Here is a 22,984-nt window from a genome sequence, read left to right on the forward strand (position 1 = left end):
GATATATTCTTATTTTTAAGCTACCTTAAAAAATAAAAAAACTATGTTCAAACAAAACATGAAGCGTTTCACAGCCATTACTCTTGGCGTTGTTACTGCATCCATCTTTTTTTCCTGCTCAAACGACAGTATGCTGGAAAGAGATTCTAATGAAAACAATTTAGCTTCTTTCACAAAAGCCGGCAGGACTTCTTTAGCTCCTATCGAAATGAATAGCTGGATGTCTGGTCTTCAGGACAATATTTCAATTTCAAAAATCTCAATTCCCGGAACCCATGATTCCGGAGCTCGTGTAGATGCCCCTGTTGTATCAGGTACGGCTAAAACCCAAGACCTCAGCATTGCAGAACAACTTAATGCAGGAGTCCGTTTTCTGGATATACGTTGCAGACATATTGACAATGCTTTCGCGATTCATCACGGAGCAATTTACCAAAATCTGAATTTTGATGATGTGCTTAATGCATGCTATGCGTTCCTTAACAGCCATCCTTCTGAAACAATCATTATGTCTGTAAAAGAAGAATATGATGCTTCCAATACCACCAGAAGTTTTGAACAGACTTTTGATGCTTATGTACAGAAAAATCCTTCTAAATGGGATCTTGGAGCAAACATTCCTACGTTAGGTGCTGTAAGAGGAAAGATCAAATTATTAAGAAGGTTCTCTGCGGGAACCACTAAAGGGATTAATGCTTCTCCATGGGCAGACAATACCACTTTTGACATCAACAATTCCGGGGTGCAGCTAAAAGTTCAGGATTATTATAAAGTAACCAACAATGATGATAAGTGGAATGGAATTTCAAGCCTTCTTAATGAAGCCAAAAATGACACGAATGGTAAACTTTTCGTGAATTTCACCAGCGGTTATAAACCGGGAATCTTCGGAATTCCAAGTATTCCTACGGTATCCAACAATATCAATCCAAGACTTAAAACATTCTTCCAAACCAATACTAAAGGATCATTTGGGGTAATGCCAATAGATTTTGTGAATGCTGAATTGTCTGAATTGATTGTTAAGACCAATTTCTAATTTATTATTTGTTAGATATATTTATAGGCTGTCTCTCTTTTTGGGGCAGCCTTTTTGAATTTTTCTCTGCTTTTATTTCCCTCAGATTTCACAGATAACACAGATTATCCACAAACATCTGCTTAATCTGTGAAATCTGCGGGATTTCTAAGTTAAACACGCAAAAAAAGACTGCTTCGAAAACGAAACAGTCTCTCTTTGTAAAAAGTAAAAGTATAAAAATCAAAGCTATTTTTGAATTCCGTAAGCCGCCATTATTTTGTTAAAGATCTCTGTATTTTCAAATAACCCGGTGAACTCTTTTGAATTCGGTCCGTAAGCAAAAACACTTGACGGAATAGAAGTATGATCATTGGTACTGAAATTTCCAAATACCCAGCCTTCTTTCAGACTACCGTCCAAAAGGGTTAATCCTCCTGTTTCATGATCTCCCAGCACGATGACTAAGGTTTCTTTATTTTCATCAGCAAATTTCATGGCCTTACCCACAACATGATCGAAGTCCAGTAATTCTGTAACTAACTGTTCTATGTTATTGCTATGACCACCTCCGTCAGTCTGTGAAGCCTCCACCATCATAAAGAATCCTTTTTTATTATTCTTTAAATCATTTAAAGTAAGATCAAATGCATCGGCAAGCCAGTTTCCTCTTCCGTTGGTTATTCTTTGTGAAGCCAAAGGATCAATAATAAGGGTACGATTATTAATTTTAGTTACAGATTTCAGATCCTGATACAAATCGATTTTTGCTTCTTTGAATTTCTGCAGATTTTCCTGAGACAATCCACTAGTAGGACCACCGATCAGGATTTTTGTTTTTGAAGCCGCAAAATCTTTCAAAATAGGTTCTGAACTGTTTCTGTTATCCGAGTGGGCATAAAAATCTGCGGGAGTAGCATCTGTAACATCTCCTGTAGAAATCAATCCGGAAACCATTCCTTTCTCAGCAATAATATCAGGGATTTGTGCAAGTGCTTTTCCCATATTATCAACTCCTACAAATGTATTTTTGGTTTTTACTCCTGTTGCAAATGCCGTAGATCCCGGTGCCGAATCCGTAATATAAGCGTTGGATGAATTAGTTTTGGACAGCCCTGTGGATTTCATGTTGAAAACATTCAGTTTTCCTTTGTTGGCTGTAAAGGCAGCGTAATATTGTGGCAAAGAAGTTCCGTCCGGAATAAGAAGGATCACATTCTTTACTTTTTGCTCAACACCATCTGATTGATAAGTCGGAGTATAAGTAGTGTATTCCTTTGTATTCTTATAAAAGTTCTTTGGAATAGTATTCATGAATTTTTTAAGATCCGGAATATGATCGGTATTGATATAATCCACCCCTAAATCCATAAAATTTACCCATGCATTAGGAAAATCCGGAGCACCGTAAAAACGTACAGGTTTCTGTTGAGCATGCGCTTTGTCAACTGCACTTTTGATTTTCTGAGTTTCTTCATCTCTTGGAATTCCTTTTCCATTCCATTTTACCAGTCCCGGAAGATCTGCACTGAACATTCCGACTCTTTTCAGCTGATCTGAAGAATAGCTTTTATCAAGATCTCCATCAAAGTAAAGATAATTGGGATAGTTGTTAAAATCTGCCGGCTGAGGTCTTCCTCCGGTAATGACAATTTTAATTCCCGGATTTCCTGTGATCTCAGGATATTTCTTTAAAGTACTCACCAAAGTCGCCAGTGTTGTTTTATAATCCTGCTTAATATCAATCAGCAACTGAAGCTTTTTATTGGTATCAGGATAAATATTCCCTTTGTTCAGTTTAATCTGTTTTGAAATAGGATCGAGATAAAGATTTTCCAGTGTTCGGTCTGCAGAAAGTTCTTTTTCGGTATGGGCTACCCAAAGTTTATCCTTTACCAGAAAAACATCAGCTTCGATAGATCCAAATTGAGCATAGTAAGCCTGCCAAAAAGGAATCTCCTGCATATAGTCATTATGTGAATGTGCATTTCCTACATTGTAATGTAAATAATTCTGTGCCTGATTTTCAGAAAAAGCAGCCAGGGCTAATACAGCCCATATTTTTGATAGTTTCATCGTATATCCTTATTATTTTTTATAGACCATGGAGCGATCTAAATCTGTACCTGTGAAAAAAAACTATATCATCACAGAAGCATCTGCAATGATATAGTGGCTTATATATAAAAGATTAAAATTTTACCAGCCTTCATTTTGTTTAATGATTCCATGACTGTTTACGATTTCAGCCTGCGGAACTGCCCAAACATTATGTACAGCTGGATTAAAGTTTCTTGCTGCCCAAACTACCTGTCCATTGATCCCGTGCAGAGGTTTAGCATACGCTGCCTGCGCATCTCCCCAACGTACAAGGTCTCTGTGTCTGTCTGCCCATTCACCTGCCAGTTCACAACGTCTTTCATGTTTCAGATCAGCCATGGTACATCCGTTTTTCGGAGTTAAGCCCGCACGTACTCTGATCATATTGATTTCCTGATCCGCAGATTTACCCTGCATCAGCATTGCTTCCGCTTTGATGAGAATCACCTCAGCATAACGCATGATCGGAACGGAAAGGTCTGTACATGGGTAATCTCCGTTGGCACTTACATGACCACTGTTTAACTGATATTTGAAGGCATCCATGTATTTATTAAACTGATATCCTGTAAGGGAATTAGAAGAAGCATATGTTCTTTCTTTTCCGTTGAAGGTAAATTTGTCTCCTATTTTCAGAATAGTAGCACTTCTTCTAAGATCTCCGGTTTCGTATTCGTCAAAAAGTTCCTTAGTCGGTTGGAAATATCCCCATCCGTTATATTCTCCCCAACCTTTGTTTTCAAGCATTACCCCCGGAAGGATACTTCCCCAAGCAGTAAATTTGGGAGTTCCAGGAATAGACCAGATATATTCTGAACTGTAGTTATTTTCCGCTTTGAAAACATCAGCGAAATTACCCAATAAGGCTCTGTTTCCCTTGGTCATTACTTCATTAGCCCAGAATTCTGCATTCTTCCAGTCTTTCATAAAAAGATATACTTTTGCCAAAAGCGCCCATGCAGCAGCTTTATGAGGTCTTCCGTAGTCTTTTGCAGGAAGTTCAGCCTGAGTAGGTAATAATTCTGCGGCTCTTTTCAGGTCATTCACAATGTAGGTGTAATTTTCCATCACGTTGGCCGCTCTTGGAATTGGGTTGGGATCCGGATCTTTTGAGCGGTCAATAATAGGAATTCCCGCTTTTTCATTTCCGTAAGAATAAGCCAGTTCAAAATACATTCTGCTGCTCATGAATAAAGCTTCTCCAAGATATTTATTTTTGGTAGCTTGTGAAGTTTGAATATTATCAACGTTACGGATTACACGATTAGCCACTCCAATCACATTAAATCTTTTGTTCCATTGGGTTTCAAGGTCACCTGCTGCGATATAATTGCTGCTGAAGTTTTTCGCATTATCAGCCTCACTTTTCGCTCTTCCGGTTACCATATCATCGCTGGCATTGATAAACCAGAAAAGACCTCTTCCATAAAATTCACCGTCAAATAATGGTTTATACATCGCATTTGCTCCGGTAATAAGGTCGTTTTCCGTTTTCCAGAAACTAGCTTCCGTAGGAGTTCCTTCCGGCTGAACATCCAGCTCCCCTGTACACGATAAAAGCATTACGGATATTCCTGAGATTAAAAATATTTTATTGAAAAATTTCATTTCTTTACTTTTTGTTAGTTAAAAATTATAATCCGATCTCCACACCAAAGATGAATGAGCGTGCCTGAGGATATCTTCCGGTATCTACACCATAAGAATTCATTCCTACTTCAGGATCAAACCCTGTATATTTCGTTATTGTAAACAGGTTATTAGAAGTCACATACACTCTCACTTTATTTACATCCAGCCTGCTGTACAATTCTTTCGGTAATGAATAACCGATGGTAAGGTTCTTCAGTCTTAAGTAAGATCCGTCTTCCACATAGAAATCTGATACTTTGGAATAGTTACCACTCGGATCTCCGTGTACCAGTCTTGGAATATCAGTATTGGTATTCTGAGGAGTCCATGCGTTCAGAATATCTCTGTCCATATTGTAGTTCTGCCCTGTTCCACCCGGATTCAAGGAAATAAATTTCATTCCATTAAATATTTTATTTCCATACACTCCCTGGAAGAATAAGTTAAGATCAAAATTTTTCCACGTCATGTTATAAGAGAAACCATAAGAAAACTTAGGATATGGACTTCCCAGATTGACAAAGTCATTATTATTAAGCACTCCGGTATTTCCTTCTTTCTTCAGGAATTTAATATCTCCGGGTTTTGCATTGGGCTGAATAAGATTACCGTTGGCATCTTTATAATTATTGATTTCTTCCTGAGTCTGGAAAATTCCTCCCGTCTTGTACCCATAGAAAGAATAGAGAGGATCACCTACTTTCACACGGGTTGGTTTCAAAACGCCTCTTACTCCATTATCATTGATAAAGATCTCATCTACATTGGCTAATTGCTTCACCGTATTTTTTAGTTGACTCATAGTAGCTCCGACTGAGAAAGTAAAATCACCAGAAACTACCTTGTTATAATTAATCCCCAGTTCATACCCTTTATCCTGGAATAATCCTGCATTTACATATTGATTATTATAAGTTGCTGTACTTGGTAAGCTTACATTGAAGATCTGATCTTTGGAATTCTTTACGAAGTAATCGAACTGCAAGGAAAGGCTGTTATGAAGGAATGAAGCATCTACTCCAAAATTGGTCTGCTCAGATTTACCCCACTTAAGATCCGGATTGGGACGTGTGGTAGCATAATAAGCAATATTCTGAGAAGGATCCTGTCCGAAAATAACATTATTATCTCTTGTCATTAATGGATTTACCGCCTGAGGAGAAATCCCTCCAAGGTTACCCAGAATACCATAACTCCCTCTCAATTTCAGACTTGAAAGCCATGAAATATCCTGCATGAAGTTTTCTTTCGAAACCACCCAGGCACCGGAAACTGCATAGTAATTGGCAAATCTGTTTTGCTTCGCGACCAGTGAAGAACCATCACGTCTTCCCAATACACTTACAATATACTTTCCTGCATAATCATAGTTTACTCTCGCCAGATAAGAAACCAAAGATTGCTTGAATCTGTAACTCGAAACATCTTTATTGGTATCTGCAGCATTCTGAAGATGCTGGAAAACCTCAGCTTCACTTCGGAAGTCATAAGATTTTGCCACAAAACCATCATCAATTGTTTTCTGGAAAGTAAAACCACCAAGGAAATCAAAATTATGTTGGCCTGCAGTTATTTTATAAGTCAGCAACTGTTCTGCAAGTGCTGTGGATGAATTATTGGATTGATATTCCAGATTATTGGTATCAAAAATTTTCCCAACTTCCAATACTCTGTACGTAAAGTTTTTTACAGTACCCAATTTAAAAGTCTGTGAAAAATTGGAACGGAATTTTAAATTTTTTGCTAAAGTAATCTCCGCATAAGGGTTGATTAAAATCTCATGGGTCGGATTCCTGATACTGATTCTTTGAAGATAAGCAACCGGGTTGATCATATCTCCATATCCTCCCGCCACATCAATGGGTAATCCGGAAAAAGCACCGCTTGGAGTATATACCGGAACATTCGGTGGATAATACATGGCGGCTACTAAAGCCCCTGTATACCCACTTTTGGTATCGGCTGTATTTCCGTCTGAGTAATTATAATACATATTTTCTCCGATGGTCAGCCAGTCTTTTACTTTATGTTCAGAATTCACTCTGAAGTTGTATCGTTTTGCCTGTGTATTCAATAAAATTCCTTCCAGGCTTCTGTGGTTCATTCCCACAAAATATCTGGATTTTTCACTTCCTCCACTCAGATTAACGTTATATTCCTGAATCGTTCCTGTTCTGAAAATTTCTTTCATCCAGTCTGTTCTCGTTATTCTTCCATCCGGATATTGATTAGGATTAAAAGCTATCGGTAGGCTTCCCAGTTTCCCTGCATTTTCATAGGCTTTGTACATCACATCCTGGAATTCGGCTGCATTCAGAGATTCTTTCAGTCTCCATGCTTCGTTCACTCCGTATTTAACATCAAAATCTACCGTAAGATTTCCTTTTTTCCCTCTCTTAGTGGTAATAAGGATAACCCCTCCTGAAGATCTTGCTCCGTAAATAGCTGCAGAAGCATCTTTAAGGACAGAGATATCCTGAATATCATTTGGATTAATAGATGGTGTTCCGTTGAAAACTACTCCATCTACTACATAAAGAGGAGTTTCTCCATTGATTCCTCCCAGTCCACGAATATTTACCTTAGGCGCTCCGTTAGGATCTCCACCTTCGTTCACTACAGTTACTCCGGGAGCTTTCCCCTGAAGAACTTCCCCTACTCCCGATAATGATCTGGAAGTTAGCTTATCCAGTGAAGCCTCCGAAACGGCACCGGAAACTTTACTTTTTTTCTGAGTTCCGTATCCGACAACCACAATCTCATCGATCGATTTTTCTTTTAAGCTGTCTTTTTTCTGAGCGAGGAACATCGGTGAAGCTGATATTGCACCAATAAGTAATACCCTTCCCGTGAAATAAGTTACGGACACAGGGATTTTAAATACATTCATGATCTCCTTTTTGATTAGGTGCAAAATTAGAACAGCACGCTCCTACCACTCATTAAGGTTTTCTTATGTTTTTATTAAGAAATTTTAGCTTTTTTCAGATCCTACCTACCACGAAACAAAATTAAATAACTGAATTACAGAAACATAAGCAATTAAAAGTAATCATTCTGCTGATATTGCATATAGAATTGAGATTAACTTTATTTTAAGTTTATCATCAATCAGAGACAATAGAAGAAGATATCATTACAATTATTTCAGGAATAATAAATAACTCAGTTCATTTTTCTTTTTTTACATTTGCTGAAAATAGATTTTACTTTTGAGCCCATACCATTAAAAACAGTCTGGTGAGTATCAGAAGAGAAATTAAAACATTAAAAATCATACGAATTCAATGACCATCATTATTACAGGAACCTCATCAGGAATCGGGTTTGCATTGGCCGAATATTTTGGTAAAAAAGGACATCAAGTATACGGATTAAGCAGAAAGCATACGGAAAGTGAGTACTTCAGATCCATCCCTACAGATGTTACTGATAACACAGCTGTTCAGAATGCCATCGCTGAGGTTCTAAAAACAGAAACCAGAATTGATGTTTTAATTAATAATGCCGGAATGGGTATGGTAGGAGCAGTAGAAGACTCTACGAAGGAAGACATTCTGAAGCTTTTCAGCCTTAATCTTGCCGGACCTGTCCAGATGATGAGTGCTGTTCTTCCCAAAATGCGTGAGCACAAATTTGGAAAAATCATCAATGTTTCTAGTATCGGAAGTGAAATGGGACTGCCTTTCCGCGGATTTTACTCAGCATCAAAATCAGCATTGGATAAAGTAACTGAAGCAATGAGATATGAAGTTTATCCATGGAATATTGAAGTATGCTCTCTGCATTTGGGAGATATTAAAACCAATATTGCAGACAACAGAGTGATAGCACAGGTTTCCCAACCTTATAAAAATGTTTTTGACAAAGTATATGCGTTGATGAATTCTCATGTGAATGACGGAACTGATCCATTGGAAGTAGCAGAATACATTGAAAAGCTTTTAGCAAAAAATAAATGGAAAGCTCATTATTATTTTGGTAAATTCGGGCAGAAAATCGGGGTTCCGTTGAAATGGATTCTTCCCCAGGGAACTTATGAGAATTTAATGAAGAAGTATAATAAACTGGATTAGTTTCAGTTGTATAGAAAGTTATTTGATAATATAAAATTTTAAACCATTAAGAGGAATTAAGTTGTAAAGAATGATTAAGATAAGCTTCGCTTTAAGTTTTGTCTTAAATCAAGAAAATAATTACACTTAATTTCATCGTTACCTATTGTGTAGATATATTTGGGATTGAAACTGTTTCTGAAAATATTTTTTGTACTGTTCTGCATTTTTACACAAGCGCAGAAGAAACAATATTGGCTGATTGATACGGAAACTAAAATCAGAAAAAAAGTAAAAGATTCAACTTCTGCAGTCAAATTTCTGGATTCATTAGCCCAAAGTAATTATTTCTTCACCCAACTGAAAGACGTAAAAATAAAGGGTGACAGCACTGAAATTTTCTATGATAAAGGGAAGAATTTTAATGAGACCTATGTAAATCTTACGGATTCTCTTGTTCAGAAACTGAAAATTCAGAAAGATTTTTTCACTAAGAACTTAGATTCTACCAAGAAAAGTATCAACAAAGCCTATATTGATGAAGGCTATTCTTTCAGCAGAATCAAATCTAAATATAAAGGGCAGAAAAATGGTTATCCTATTGTAGAACTTGATATCAACAAGAATGACAAAAGATCGATCAACGGATTTGTTGTCAAAGGATATGAAAAAGTTCCTAAAAGATTCATCAAAAATCTTGAAAAGGAATTTAAAGGTAAAAATTATGATGACAAAAACCTTTTAGCCATTAATAAAACCTTTCAGAGTCATCCTTTTCTAACGCTTGAACGGCAGCCACAAACATTATTTACGAAAGATTCTACCAGTATTTACCTTTTTTTGGAAAAGAAGAAAACCAATACTTTTGATGGGGTCATCGGATTTGGGAATGACAAAACTTCCAAGTTTACCTTAAACGGAACGATGAATGTCAATTTCAGGAATATGTTCAATGGTTTTGAAACCGTTAATTTATACTGGCAGAGAAACCCGGATAAAGGACAGACTTTTGATCTTCGGGTGGATATTCCGTATCTGTTCAAATCGAATGTCGGAATGGATACAAAAGTAAACATCTATCGTCAGGATTCTACTTTTGCCAATGTAAAATTCCTCCCAGCCTTTTATTATCACATCAACAACCGGAACAAAATAGGTTTAAGGGCAACTCTGGAAAGCTCAACAATTATTGACACCTTATACGTTCAGGGAAAAGACTACAACAAAAAGGGAATCGGGATATGGTATGAGATGACAGAGCCCACCGATATTGATCTTTTCCTTTATAAAACAAGGATCAATGCCGGATATGATTTTTTAACAACCACCTACTCTAAGGATAATATTAAAGCCAATCAAAACCAGTTTTATTTCTTTGGAGAACATAACTATCATATTTCAGGAAACCACTTTCTGAACATCAAAGGAGAAGGAGCGATGATGGATTCTAAAATAGAATTCTCTGCGAATGAATTATACCGTTTTGGAGGCTGGAATTCCATGCGGGGATTTAATGAAAACTCTCTTGCTGCCGACTTCTACTACTACGGAAGTCTGGAATACCGCTATCTGATTGGCAATCAGGCATTCTTCGATTTCTTTGGACAGTATGGACAGCTCAATAATAAATCCCTGAAGGTAAAACCTAAGCTCTACAGTGTCGGGCTCGGTTTCAATTTCTTCATTCCCATCGGTTTGATGAGTTTCCAGCTGTCTAATGGTAACGAATTTGGAAATCCTTTTAAATTTAATGATATCAAAATTCACTGGGGAATCCTGAGCAGGTTCTAAAAAAAGAAAGGAAGAAGGAAGATTGAGGCTGGAAGTTATTGATGTCCCGGTTTTACTATCCTGTTATTTTTATTGTAAAGATTAACATTGACTGCTCAGAAATTTATAACACGATAGCGACTTCCAGCTTCCCTCTCCCAGCTTCCTACCTTATATAGTATAATAAAGCAAAAATCCATACACAAAGGATATTTCCCATTTTACTTTTCTATTAATTCTTCATGTTAAAAAATATTAAATCGTATTTTTATTTTAATACATCATTAAAGTATAGGTAACAGTGCTCTCCTAAATTTGCCTTCAAAAAAAATGAAGAAGACTCTAGCTACTTTTGCCGTTTTTTTACTTCCCCTTTATTTTTCCGCTCAGGAAATCAATATTTCCGGAAATGTAAAATCAGAAAATGGCTCTAGTGTTTCCGGTGTAAACATCACTGATAAAAATACAGGAAAGACTGCTACTACAGATCAAAATGGTAATTTCACCATTTCTGCAAACCCTAAAGACATTCTTGAGTTTTTTGCTCCTGATTTTTCTGTTTATACCGTTGAGGTTTCTTCCAAAAAACAGTATTCTGTTGTCTTAAAAAAGCCAAACGAAAAACAGATTGAAGGCGTTGTCATTACCGCATTAGGTATTGCCAAGAAGAAAGAAAAAATAGGGTATTCCACTCAGGAAGTAGGAACAAAACAGTTTGAAACAATCACCACTCCAAGTATTGGAAATCTTTTCTCCGGACAGGTCGCTGGTTTGAATGTTTCCAATCCAACGGGAATGCAGCAGGCACCACAGTTTACATTGAGAGGAAACTCCAATCTGGTTTTTGTCATTGACGGCGTGATTGTAGAAAAGGAAGTTTTCCAGAATTTAGATCCTAACAATATTGAAAATATTAACGTACTGAAGGGAGCTACCGCTTCTGCTCTGTATGGTTCGAGAGGACGTTACGGTGCAGTGTTAATTACCACGAAAACCGCTAAGAAGAAAGGCTTCTCTGTAGAATTTTCTCAGAATACCATGATTACGTCAGGATTTACGAATCTTCCAAAAACCCAGACTGAATATGGTAACGGTTCTCACGGAAAATATGAATTCTGGGACGGAGCTGATGGTGGAGTTAATGACGGAGATATGATCTGGGGACCAAAATTTGTTCCCGGTTTACAGATAGCCCAATGGAACAGCCCAATCAGAGATAAAGTAACAGGACAAGTAGTTCCATGGTACGGAGCTGTGACAGGAACTCAGTATGACGACAAATCAAGATATGAAAGAGTTCCGATCGACTGGAAATATCATGACAATTTAAATACTTTCTTAAAACCTGCGGTGATCAATAATAACAACTTTGCGATCAGCTATAGAAATAACAAAGATGTATACAGATTCTCTGGAAATTTCATGAATTATGATGACAGAGTTCCAAATTCCTATCTTCAGAAATATGGAATTAACTTCTCCTCTGAAAATCATCTTGGAGATAAATTAATTTTTGATACGAAATTCAATTTCAACCAGGCTTTTACCCCTAATATTCCCAACTACGATTACAACCCAAGCGGACACATGTACACCATTTTGATATGGATGGGAGGTGACGTAGATGGAAATGCACTGAAAAACCACATGTGGATTCCCGGAAGAGAAGGAAGGGCACAGGCCAACTGGAACTATGCATGGTACAATAACCCATGGTTCGGAGCGGAATATTATAAGAATCAGAACAGAACCAATATCATCAATGCACAGACAGGTTTAGAATATAAAGCTACACAGGATCTTTCAGTAAAAGGGAAAATATCTCTTGTGGAAAACCACAGCAAAACGGAGGTATTGAGTCCTTATTCCTATTTCAATTACAGTGCGCCAAGAAGTGGTGGTTATATTTTGAAAGATAATAAAACATGGAACCTCAACTATGATGTACTGGCAACTTACAAGAAAAAAATATCTGAAAACTTTGATTTTACAATCAATGCCGGAGGTTCAGCTTTTTATTATAAAAACAATAACAATGAAAGGTCTACAGATGGATTGAAAATTCCTGAAGTATACACCTTTGAAAACTCAATCGGAGCACTCAAAAATTACACTTATCTGAAGGAAAAACTGATTTACAGTGCCTATTCAACGATTGATATCGGGTTGTATAATGCTTTCTTCATCAATATTTCAGGACGTAACGACTGGTCTTCCACGCTTCCTAAAGCCAACAGATCTTACTTCTACCCTTCTGCTTCCATCAGTGCTGTGATTTCAAACCTGGTAAAATTGCCGGAATCTATCAACATGTTGAAACTTTCCGCTTCATGGGCAAAAGTAGCCTATGACTTCCAGCCTTATTCCATCAGAAATTATTATCTGAATAATCAGGGAATCACTTTCAATGGAAATCCTACGTATTATTATCCAACGACTCTGAATGTAGAAAACTCTTTGAAACCGGAGCAGACAAAGTCATATGAATTAGGTTTAAGTGCAGGTTTCCTGAATAACAGAATTACCTTAGACGCCACTTATTTCAGAACATTAGACTATAATAATATTCTTCAGTTCCCGGCGGCAGAGTCATCAGGTTTCACCTCCCAATATGTAAACGGAAACGAATACACCACAAAAGGATTTGAAGTTTCCCTTGGTTTGGTTCCTGTAAAAACTGCCGATTTTACTTGGAAAACATTGATCAACTGGAGTACTTACGAACAAAAATTGACTTCCATTTATGACAATATGCCGAACTATAATAACATTAAGTTAGGGGAAAGAATGGACAGTTATTATGACTATACCTGGCAAAAGTCTCCGGACGGAAAAGTTATCCTTGATGCCAATTCAGGAATGCCCACAAGAGCCAATACACCAAGCAACCTGGGACATTTCAATCCGGACTGGACTTTCGGCTTCAACAACACATTCAAATACAAGAAATTTACTTTAAATATAGGAATTGACGGAAGCATCGGAGGTGTGATGAGGTCACAGGTCGTAGAAAAAATGTGGTGGGGCGGAAAGCATCCCAATTCTGTAGCCTACAGAGATCTTGAGTATGCTAATCCGGGAACCTATTATTTTGTACCGGATGGAGTCAACTACAATCCTGCTACCGGCCTTTATACTCCACACACAAAAGCGATAAGTTTCCAGGACTGGGCACAGAATTATCCATACCAGGCAAGAGTAACGCAGGACGAAAGTGAGGAGTTTGCCAACGTTTTTGACAGAACCTTCATCAAGCTTAGATCTGTAGTTCTGGAATATGATTTCTCTTCATTACTGAATCCAAAAGGAATGGTAAAAGGTTTCACCGCCAATATTTCTGCCTATAACCTGGCGATGTGGAAAAAATCAAAGAATCTTTACTCCGATCCTGATTTCCAGATCAGAAGCGGAAGAAAAGAAGATATCACCAACGATATTCAGGATCCGTCCAGCCGATGGTTCGGAATCGGATTTAATCTTAAGTTTTAACTAAAAAGTACGTCAAGACAATGAAAAATAATAGTAATATAATAAAAGGGATAAAAGGTAAAACAGCAAAAGGGGTAATGAAGAGTATCTTTGCTGCAGGACTTCTGACGTTGGCATCATGTGAATCCAACCTTGATAAAATCAATGAAAACCCTAATGATCAGGCCAGCATTGATCCTAAATATCTACTGACCTTCGTTGAAAAATATACATTCCAGGTAAATGGTGATAATATGTATGCCTCAAGAATGATGATTGGTACTGATGGTGAAAATTCTTACCAGTATATGAAATGGAATGATGCTTCTTTTGAAGTCTATACCAAAGGACTTCTGAATACAGGAAAAATGATGCAGGAAGCAGAGAAAAGAGGAAATAAAAATTACCTTGCCATTGGTAAATTTTTGAGAGCCTATCACTTCTTCAATATCAGTTTAAAAGTGGGAAGTGCTCCCTATTCTGAAGCGGCAAAGGGCGAATCAGGCATTACACAACCTAAGTATGACACTCAGGAAGCAATTATGTCCGGAATTTTATCAGAATTAAAAGAAGCCAATGATCTTATTAATACCAACGACAAAATTGAAGGTGACATTGTATATAACGGTGATGCTTTAAAGTGGAAAAAACTGATCAACTCATTCCGTCTAAAAGTTTTAATCACACTTTCGAAAAAAACTACAGTAGGAAATTATAATATTGCTACAGAATTTACTTCTATTGCAGGGAGCCAGTCTTTGATGACTTCTATTGCAGATAATGGTGAACTTAAATTTGCCGATGCAGCAGACAGCCGATATACTATGTTTAACAACAGCGGATATGGTTCCAGTTTATATATGGCAGATTACTTTATCAATATGTTCAAAGACAGGCATGATCCCCGTTTATTTACTTTTGCAGCACAGACTACAGGAGCAAAAGAAGCCGGAAAAGCCATCACAGATTATACAGGATATAACGGCGGAAATCCTACTTCCCCATATTCTGACAATGCAGCACTGATCACGGCAAAAAATATCTCTAAAGTAAATGACCGTTTTTATAAAGATCCTACCAACGAACCTGCGTCTGTATTAAGTTATTCAGAACTTGAGTTTATCCTGGCTGAAGCTACCGCAAGAGGCTGGATTTCCGGATCTGCAAAAACCCATTATGATAATGCAATTAAGGCAAGTTTCAGTTTTTATCAAACGTATGTAAAAAATCCGGGACAATATTTCTCAGGATTTGATATCAACCAATATCTGGCGACTCCTTTGGTAGTTTACAATAATGCTGATCCTCTGCAGACACAGCTTGAAAAAATCATGACTCAAAAATACATGACCATGTTCCATCAGGCGCAATGGACTTCTTATTATGACTATCTGAGAACGGGGTATCCAAACTATCCTTTAAAAGCAGGAGTGGCAGCTCCTTTCAGATTCAGATATCCACAATCTGAATACAGCTATAACAGTACTAATTTAAAAACTGCTTTGGCAGCCCAGTACGGAGGAAATGACAATATCAATTCCAAACCTTGGTGGTTACAATAAAAAACTGATTATTTTTATATAAAACAAAGAAATCGCAGGAAAATCCTATTAACTTGCGGTTTCTTTCTTATTACGATTGAACATGAACAGAAGAGAATTTTTAGAAAAATCAAGTCTTTTATTAGCAGGATTAGGAACGTCAAATGTTCTCCATCCTTCCATTTTAAAAGCTTTAGCTATTGATCCGGCTGCACAGTCTACATTTTACGATGCAGAACATGTTGTAATCCTGATGCAGGAAAACCGTTCATTTGATCATGCTTTTGGGGCACTCAAAGGAGTGAGAGGCTTTTTGGATAAAAGAGCATTTGTAAAGCAGGATGGACATTCCGTATTTTTTCAAAAGAATGATGATGGAAAATATGCATCTCCTGCCCGACTGGATTTAAGAAATACAAAATCTACATGGATGAGCTCACTGCCTCACTCATGGGCCGATCAGCAGAAAGCACTGAACAAAGGAAAATACGATCAGTGGCTTCAGGCTAAAGCATCAGGAAATAAAGATTATAAAAATATACCGCTTACATTAGGGTATTATAACCGTGAAGACCTTCCTTTTTACTATCAGCTGGCAGATGCATTTACCATATTCGATCAGTATTTCTGCTCTTCACTTACCGGAACAACTCCCAACAGATTATTTCTTTGGTCCGGAACGTTGAGAGAACAACAAAACGGAAAGGTAAAAGCCAATGTTGTGAATGAAAATATTGATTATGATAAAGCAAGACAGGCAAAATGGAAGAGTTTCCCTGAAATTTTGGAAGAGCACAATGTTTCGTGGAGAATTTATCAGAATGAAATCAGTCTTCCAAAAGGAATGTCCGGCGAGCAGGAAGCCTGGTTAAGTAATTTTACAGATAACCCGATTGAGTGGTTTTCAAAATTCAATGTTAAGTTTTCAAAAGGATATTATCAGAATATCCCCAATATTATAGCCTATCTGAAGCAGGAAATTGAAAAAAATCCTAATCAGAAAGAAAGACTGGAAGCCATGATGGCTGAGGTTCAGGAAGATCAGGTAAAATATCATCCGGATAATTATTCCAAACTTTCTAAAGAAGAAAAAAACCTTCACGAAAAAGCATTTACCACCAACTCTAATGATCCTGATTACTGGAAACTGGAAATCGGAAAGGATGAAAATGGAGAAAGACTGGTTGTTCCTGAGGGTGATGTACTGTTCCAGTTCCGTAAAGATGTGGAAGAGAAAAAACTTCCGCTGGTTTCCTGGCTGGTAGCTCCTGAACATTTTTCAGACCATCCGGGATCACCATGGTACGGAGCATGGTATATTTCTGAAGTTCTGAATATTCTGACCAAAGATCCTGAAACCTGGAAAAAAACCATATTCATCATCAATTATGATGAAAATGACGGATATTTTGATCATGTCCTGCCTTTCGCTCCACCTATGAACCCAAGCCAGCCTGTGGATATGAACGGAAAAGAAGGCGTGGAATATGTGGATCAATCTCAGGAATACATGAGCAATCCTTCTTTAAAAAATTATGAAAAAATTGAAGGAACCGTTGGATTGGGTTACAGGGTTCCAATGATCATCGCTTCCCCATGGACAAAAGGAGGATTTGTAAATTCCGAAGTATCGGATCACACTTCTGTACTGCAGTTTCTGGAGAAATTTATCATGAAAAAATTCAAAAAGGATGTGCATGTTGACAATATCAGTGACTGGAGAAGAGCTGTATGTGGTGATCTCACCTCTGCTTTTAATTCTACCAGCGTAAAAGCACCACAGATGGATTATCTGAATCAGAAAGAGTATGCTAAAACCATCAATGCCGCTAAAAATAAACCGGTTCCTCATCTGAAATGGTATGCTGAAAATGAACTTAAAAACAATTTGCTTGAAATTCAGGAAAGAGGGTTGAAACCATCCAATCCACTGCCGTATCATTTTCATGTCAATTTAGAAGGCGAACAGATAAAAATGTCCAATTTAAAAGAGAATGGTGTTCCGCTTTTGGTGTATGACAGGACTCAATTCGACAGTAAGGATTATCATTTTTCATATGCCTTATATTCAAAGCAGGAATTATCTCATGCTGTACATTCCGGAGCTTATGATTATGAAATTTTCGGTCCCAATGGCTTTTTCAGGAAATTCCAGGGAAGTATTTCACCGGAAATGGAGATAATTTTAGAGAATATGACCGCAAAAAACCAAGTGGAACTGACTATAAGAAATAACAAAAAGAAAAATTTCTCCATCAATCTGGAAGATTTGTACACAAAAAATAAAAAAACGATTTTTGTACAAAAATCAGAAGAAAAAATAATTATTGATCTTGATAAATTTAAAGGGTGGTATGATTTGAAAATAACGTCAAACGATCATCTGTGGCACTTTTCCGGACGTATAGAGACGGGAAAAGTCTCTGTTTCTGATCCGCATTGGGCATAAAAATTTCTTTTAATATTAATAAAATCCTGTACTTAAACGTGCAGGATTTTTTTTGAGTTATTCTGTTAAAGCATATTTCATCTATAATGCATTACATAACAGAAATATTCATTAATATAAAATTTATAATATATTTTTTTCAAAGTATACTGAATTTTGTTATATTCACTCAACTAATTACTTGCATCATGAAAAAACTAAATTTGACTATTGCAGCGTCTTTATTTGCATTGGCTCTATCCGGGAATCTGAGCGCGCAAGACCTCGCTACAGATAACCATACGGTTACCATTTCTATTCCCGAAGTTGCCTTGGTAGATATTGAACCAGCAGCAACCAAGAACATTACCCTTGGGTTTACAGCACCTACGGAAGCAGGAAATCCTATTCTTCCATCTGCAGCCAACACTACTTTATGGCTTAATTATTCTTCTATTAAATCTGTTGCAGACCCTACACGTAACGTAAGTGTAAAAATGAATGCCATTATTCCTGGAGTTGATCTTCGCGTAACTGCTGCAGCTCCTACAGGCGGAGCGGGAACACTGGGAGCATCTGCAGGTCTGGTAATATTAACTGCTAATGACCAGAATATTGTTTTAGATATCGGAAGTGCTTATACCGGGAACGGGGCCAATAACGGTCACAATCTTACCTATGCACTTGCTGCAGGAAGTGGTCCTGGAGGTGTAGCAGCGTACGCAGATTTACAGGCAACAGCCACTGTTGCAGCTACCGTTACTTATACAATATCAGATAATTAGAATTTAACCAAAATTCTTTTCTACCTGTCAAAAACAAGAAGAAGCTGTTATTCAGTTTCTTCCTGGCTTTGTATTATTAATGATTTAACTCCAAACTTTATATCATGATAAAGCGTATCCTTCTTCTGATCACCCTGATTTTGCAGTTCAGCTTTTTACATGCCGGTATTGTGATTCTCAATGGGCTTACGCATTCTTATAAAATAGAAAACGGAAAGGTTTATAAAGGAAAAGTTGCGATTGAAAATACCAGCAGTACTCCTCAAAGTGTAAAATTATTTTTACAGGATTATACCTACCATGCGGACGGAACGATCAATTATACAGCATTACGTACCAATACACGCAGTAACGGCGAGTGGCTAAAGCTCAATACCAACCTTGTTACGCTTAAAGGTAAAGAAAAGACTGAAATATTCTATGAAATAACAGTTCCCAATCAGGCCATGGATCCCGGAAGCTATTGGAGTGTGATTATTGTAGAACCGGTAGAAGAGATAAAACCCAGCGACAACAAACCAGGAGTGAATATCACTTCTGTTATACGATATGCCATTCAGGTTATTACAGATTTTGAAACAGAAAAGGCCAAACCGGACCTTAAGTTTGAAAGTGTAAAGGTGGAAAAAATGGAGGAAAAAAAAACCGCAAAGGTAGCAATAGCCAATACCGGTAATCTTTACTGTAAGCCCACAGCCTCCATTGAAGTTTACAACCGCAAAACAGGCGAAAAGGTGGGTACTTATTCAAGTTTAACAATGGGGCTGCTCCCAGGCACCTCCAAAACATTTTACATTGATATCAGCAAATTACCCCCTGCTCAATACAAAGCAGCGATCATAGCGACCGATGAAGAGGAGAATGCTTTTGCACTCAATGTGGAATTAGAAGTAAAAAATGATTAGAACTTGGACTTTATTTATTATCATAACATTATTCCCGGTATTTATTTTTTCTCAAGAGCAATCCAACCGATTGATCAGTAAAAAAGATAGTTTAATGCCGGGAATGTCTACTTCTATTCCCTTCACTTTAGAAAATAATTCAGCTGAAACCAAAACATATGATATTTCAGTTACTACATCAAGTCCGTCTATCAATCCTATTTTAGTAAAAGGAGAATTTCAGATTCCTCCTCATGAGACCTCAGTATACCTGGTTCCTTTACGTGTGGGAACAGAAACCGGACAGGGTACTTATTCAGTCCTATTGAATATTACCGATCGTAATAATGGAATCTCTTTTACGAAAAACTCAAAAATCATCGTTTCAGGAAACAGAAATCTTTTGGTTACCCCATTAAATACTCCTGAATTCATAAGAGCCGGAGAGACCATCCGGGCTTCTTTCCTTATCAAAAATAATGGGAATGTAACCGAAAACATTGTATTGGAAAGCAAAAATGCAATCGTTGATCATGAGTCATCATTAGTGTTGGCCCCCAATGAATCAAAGATTGTCACTATTCATAAAGTAACAAGTCCTGAACTCGCTCAAAATGAATTTCAGAACCTAAACCTTTTCGTACATTCAAAGGGTAACCCTAAAGAAAATCAGGATGTCTATGTAAGTACTCAGGTGATATCAGCAAACCCCTCTGAAAAAGATATTTATCACAGACTTCCTGTTGCGCTCTCATTATCTTTCATCGGAATGCAGAATATGGGAGTGTATAACGATGGTTTTCAGGGGGAAATCTACGGTAAAGGAACACTTGATAAAGACAACAAAAACCAGATTGAGTTCAGAGCTGTCACTCACAATCCTGTAGATCTCAGCACATTCACCCAATATGAAGAATATTTTGTGAACTATAAACGGGATCAATTGTATATTCATCTTGGTGATAAATCGTATTCTTCATCTTATCTTACGGAGTTTGCAAGGTATGGTCGCGGAGCGGAGATCCGTTATGATTTTAATAAAGTAAGCTTTGGGGGCTTCTATAATCATCCAAGATTTTTCAGAGATATCAAAGATGAATTTAATTTCTATTCCGCCTTTAAAATCAGAAAAGAGTCTGAAATTACTGTGGGATATCTTTACAAAACTCCGCGGCAGGGAGAAATCCGTTATACAGATGTCAGGCTAGACTCTGATGCTCATCTTCCTTATGCTAAAGGAAAATTCAAGGTTTCAAAAAATATAAACGTTTCCGGAGAGCTGGCCTACAGCACTACACAAAAAACAGATGGAACAGCTTATTTATTACAGGCAGATGCTGTTTTTAAAAATTTGAACGCCAGCTTAATGTACATGAGAGCCAGTCCTGATTTTGCCGGATATTTTACCAATACCAATACCATCAATGGTAATATTTACTATAATGTCACCAAAAAGATCAGTGTATTTGCCAATTATATGCAGGATGCCAAAAATTTCCAAAGAGATACCCTTTTACTGGCAGCGCCTTACAGAAAATATTTGCAATATGGAGTACAGTACAAATATCTGCCTACCGGTTTCGTCATGCTTACGAATGGGTATCAAACCTATAAAGATCGTTTAGAACCTAAACAATTTGATTATTATGAACGTTACTTCAAGGTGAGTGTTAATCAGCAGGTAGGAATGTTTCAGGTAAATCTGGATGGGCAATTCGGTAAAACAGATAATTATCTGACAGGATTTAACGGTAATTCAAGTTTTTATTCTGCGAATCTTTCATTTCAAAAATTCAGAACAACCTTTAACATCTTCGGAAGTTATGCCATAAGCTCAAGGTATCAGCTTCAAAATCAGAAAAATTTTTATTACGGAGCAAGAATCTTCAGCCAGTTTTCTGATAAGACCAGCTTAAGCATCTTTTATCAGAACAATTATATGCCTGAAGAATACTTTAAAGACAGAAATGTGTTTGAACTTCTTTTTCATCAGCAGTTATTTCCCGGAAATGAACTTGACCTTTCGGGAAGATATTCATTGCAAAGAGGAGAAATTGGGAATAAAGATTTCATTTTCTCCATGCGTTATACATGGCGTCCCCATATTCCGGTACAGAAAACTGCGGAATATATTTCGCTGTCAGGAAATATCAGCAATTTAGGGATCAAAAAAACGGAAGGCATTAGATTAATACTGGGAAGTTATCTGTCCATTACAGATAAAGAAGGGAATTATATATTTAAAAATGTTATTCCGGGGAATTATTTCCTTGAAATAGACCGTTCAACTACGGAAATTAATGATATTCCAACCCAAACTTTTCCTGCAGCCCTTTCCCTGGTGAATAAGGATAATACATTCAATTTTGGATTAACCACAGCTGCCAATGTTCAGGGACATATTCAGTTTCTGGATACGGGAGAGAAAGATCAGATAGATTTAGGACAGATACAAACGCTAAAAGGAAAGAAGAAAAGAGAAAGCATTATTGTGGAAGCCACCAATAATGATCAGACTTTTAGGAAGATATGTTATATCGGAGAAGATTTTGATTTCACTTATCTCCGCCCGGGAGACTGGACCGTTAAAGTGTACCGCAATGGATTGGATAAGCGCTATAAAATTTCGACAGATAAATTTCTTTTTACTTTAAAACCTTTAGAAACAAAGAAATTAAGCATCAATGTTGTCAAGCAGCAGATAGAGATCAAATACCAACAGGAATCCTTGAAAGTAGGATATAATGAAATAAAAAAGAAGAGATGATTCTGATCCGTTCCATAGTATTAATAGCATCGGTTATGATATCCGGTTCAATCTATTCCCAAACCTCGGCGAGTACTACTGTCAGCTTAACATTGCCTGTGGTAACGTTAATGGATATTGAACCAACAGGAAGTATTACGTTAAATTTTACGGCTCCTACTGAAGCTGGAAATGCCCTGGGAGCTCCCACTCCCAATACATCAAAATGGGTCAATTATACTTCCGCCATTACTTCCGGAGGGCTTACCCGAAGAATTACAGCTTCAGTGAATAAAGTTATTGCAGGTGTGAATATAAGGATTCAGGCAGCGGCAGCTTCCGGAGCTGGAGGAGGAACACGGGGAACATCTTCAGGACAGGTTATTCTCACCACAACTCCCACAACTATTATAAGCGGCATCGGAGGAGCATATACCGGAAATGGAGCTAATAACGGCCACGCCCTTACCATTTCATTGGCCACCAATACATATGCCAATTTACAGGCGCAGGCCAATACAGCAATTGTCATCACTTATACCATCACAGAATAAAAT

13 protein-coding genes are annotated in these 22,984 nt (G+C 37.4%); 10 read left to right on the plus strand and 3 right to left on the minus strand.

The genetic code is table 11. The features are described 5' to 3' along the window. Positions 1-43: 43 nt before the first annotated feature. Entirely contained in the window at positions 44-1,039 is a 996-nt protein-coding gene (locus tag CQ022_RS12940; protein WP_105681759.1) for a phosphatidylinositol-specific phospholipase C, read from the plus strand. Between the two features lie 228 nt (positions 1,040-1,267). On the opposite strand, the gene CQ022_RS12945 is transcribed toward CQ022_RS12940, so the two are convergent. The 3 genes from CQ022_RS12945 to CQ022_RS12955 form a co-directional block, all read right to left on the minus strand. Then, entirely contained in the window at positions 1,268-3,094 is a 1,827-nt protein-coding gene (locus CQ022_RS12945; RefSeq protein WP_105681760.1) for an alkaline phosphatase, read from the minus strand. A 123-nt stretch (positions 3,095-3,217) separates the two neighbouring features. Beyond that, on the minus strand, positions 3,218-4,726 hold the full coding sequence (locus CQ022_RS12950; RefSeq protein WP_105681761.1) for a RagB/SusD family nutrient uptake outer membrane protein: 1,509 nt from the start codon (positions 4,724-4,726) through the stop codon (positions 3,218-3,220). A gap of 25 nt (positions 4,727-4,751) precedes the next feature. Next, positions 4,752-7,640: a SusC/RagA family TonB-linked outer membrane protein gene (locus CQ022_RS12955; RefSeq protein ID WP_105681762.1), complete on the minus strand. Its 2,889-nt coding sequence runs from the start codon at positions 7,638-7,640 to the stop codon at positions 4,752-4,754. A 397-nt stretch (positions 7,641-8,037) separates the two neighbouring features. On the opposite strand from CQ022_RS12955, the gene CQ022_RS12960 reads away from it, so the two are divergent. The 9 genes from CQ022_RS12960 (at position 8,038) to CQ022_RS13000 (ending at position 22,981) form a co-directional block, all read left to right on the plus strand. Continuing rightward, complete coding sequence (locus CQ022_RS12960; RefSeq protein ID WP_105681763.1) at positions 8,038-8,826, plus strand: SDR family oxidoreductase; 789 nt, start codon at positions 8,038-8,040, stop codon at positions 8,824-8,826. Between the two features lie 165 nt (positions 8,827-8,991). Next, complete coding sequence (locus tag CQ022_RS12965) at positions 8,992-10,596, plus strand: autotransporter assembly complex protein TamA (protein ID WP_228421559.1); 1,605 nt, start codon at positions 8,992-8,994, stop codon at positions 10,594-10,596. A gap of 309 nt (positions 10,597-10,905) precedes the next feature. After that, positions 10,906-14,064 (plus strand): SusC/RagA family TonB-linked outer membrane protein, encoded by a 3,159-nt coding sequence (locus tag CQ022_RS12970; protein WP_105681765.1) that lies wholly within the window; start codon positions 10,906-10,908, stop codon positions 14,062-14,064. A 20-nt stretch (positions 14,065-14,084) separates the two neighbouring features. After that, positions 14,085-15,605: a SusD/RagB family nutrient-binding outer membrane lipoprotein gene (locus CQ022_RS12975; protein ID WP_228421561.1), complete on the plus strand. Its 1,521-nt coding sequence runs from the start codon at positions 14,085-14,087 to the stop codon at positions 15,603-15,605. Between the two features lie 82 nt (positions 15,606-15,687). After that, positions 15,688-18,033 (plus strand): phosphocholine-specific phospholipase C, encoded by a 2,346-nt coding sequence (locus tag CQ022_RS12980; RefSeq protein WP_105681766.1) that lies wholly within the window; start codon positions 15,688-15,690, stop codon positions 18,031-18,033. Between the two features lie 188 nt (positions 18,034-18,221). Then, a complete protein-coding gene (locus CQ022_RS12985; protein ID WP_105681767.1) occupies positions 18,222-18,797 on the plus strand; it encodes a hypothetical protein in 576 nt (191 codons plus the stop codon). A 104-nt stretch (positions 18,798-18,901) separates the two neighbouring features. Then, positions 18,902-19,702 carry a WxL protein host-binding domain-containing protein gene (locus CQ022_RS12990; RefSeq protein WP_105681768.1) on the plus strand — a complete coding sequence of 267 codons (801 nt, stop codon included), beginning with the start codon at positions 18,902-18,904 and terminating at the stop codon, positions 19,700-19,702. Beyond that, the gene (locus CQ022_RS12995) at positions 19,695-22,448 is read left to right on the plus strand and encodes a hypothetical protein (protein ID WP_105681769.1); all 2,754 of its coding nucleotides are present in this window, start codon (positions 19,695-19,697) and stop codon (positions 22,446-22,448) included. The genes CQ022_RS12990 and CQ022_RS12995 overlap by 8 nt, the downstream gene beginning before the upstream one ends. Before the next feature lie 35 nt (positions 22,449-22,483). After that, the gene (locus CQ022_RS13000; protein WP_228421563.1) at positions 22,484-22,981 is read left to right on the plus strand and encodes a hypothetical protein; all 498 of its coding nucleotides are present in this window, start codon (positions 22,484-22,486) and stop codon (positions 22,979-22,981) included. The last annotated feature ends 3 nt before the right edge of the window (positions 22,982-22,984 follow it).

The sequence above is a fragment of the Chryseobacterium culicis genome (assembly GCF_002979755.1).
In the GTDB taxonomy this organism is placed as follows: domain Bacteria; phylum Bacteroidota; class Bacteroidia; order Flavobacteriales; family Weeksellaceae; genus Chryseobacterium; species Chryseobacterium culicis_A.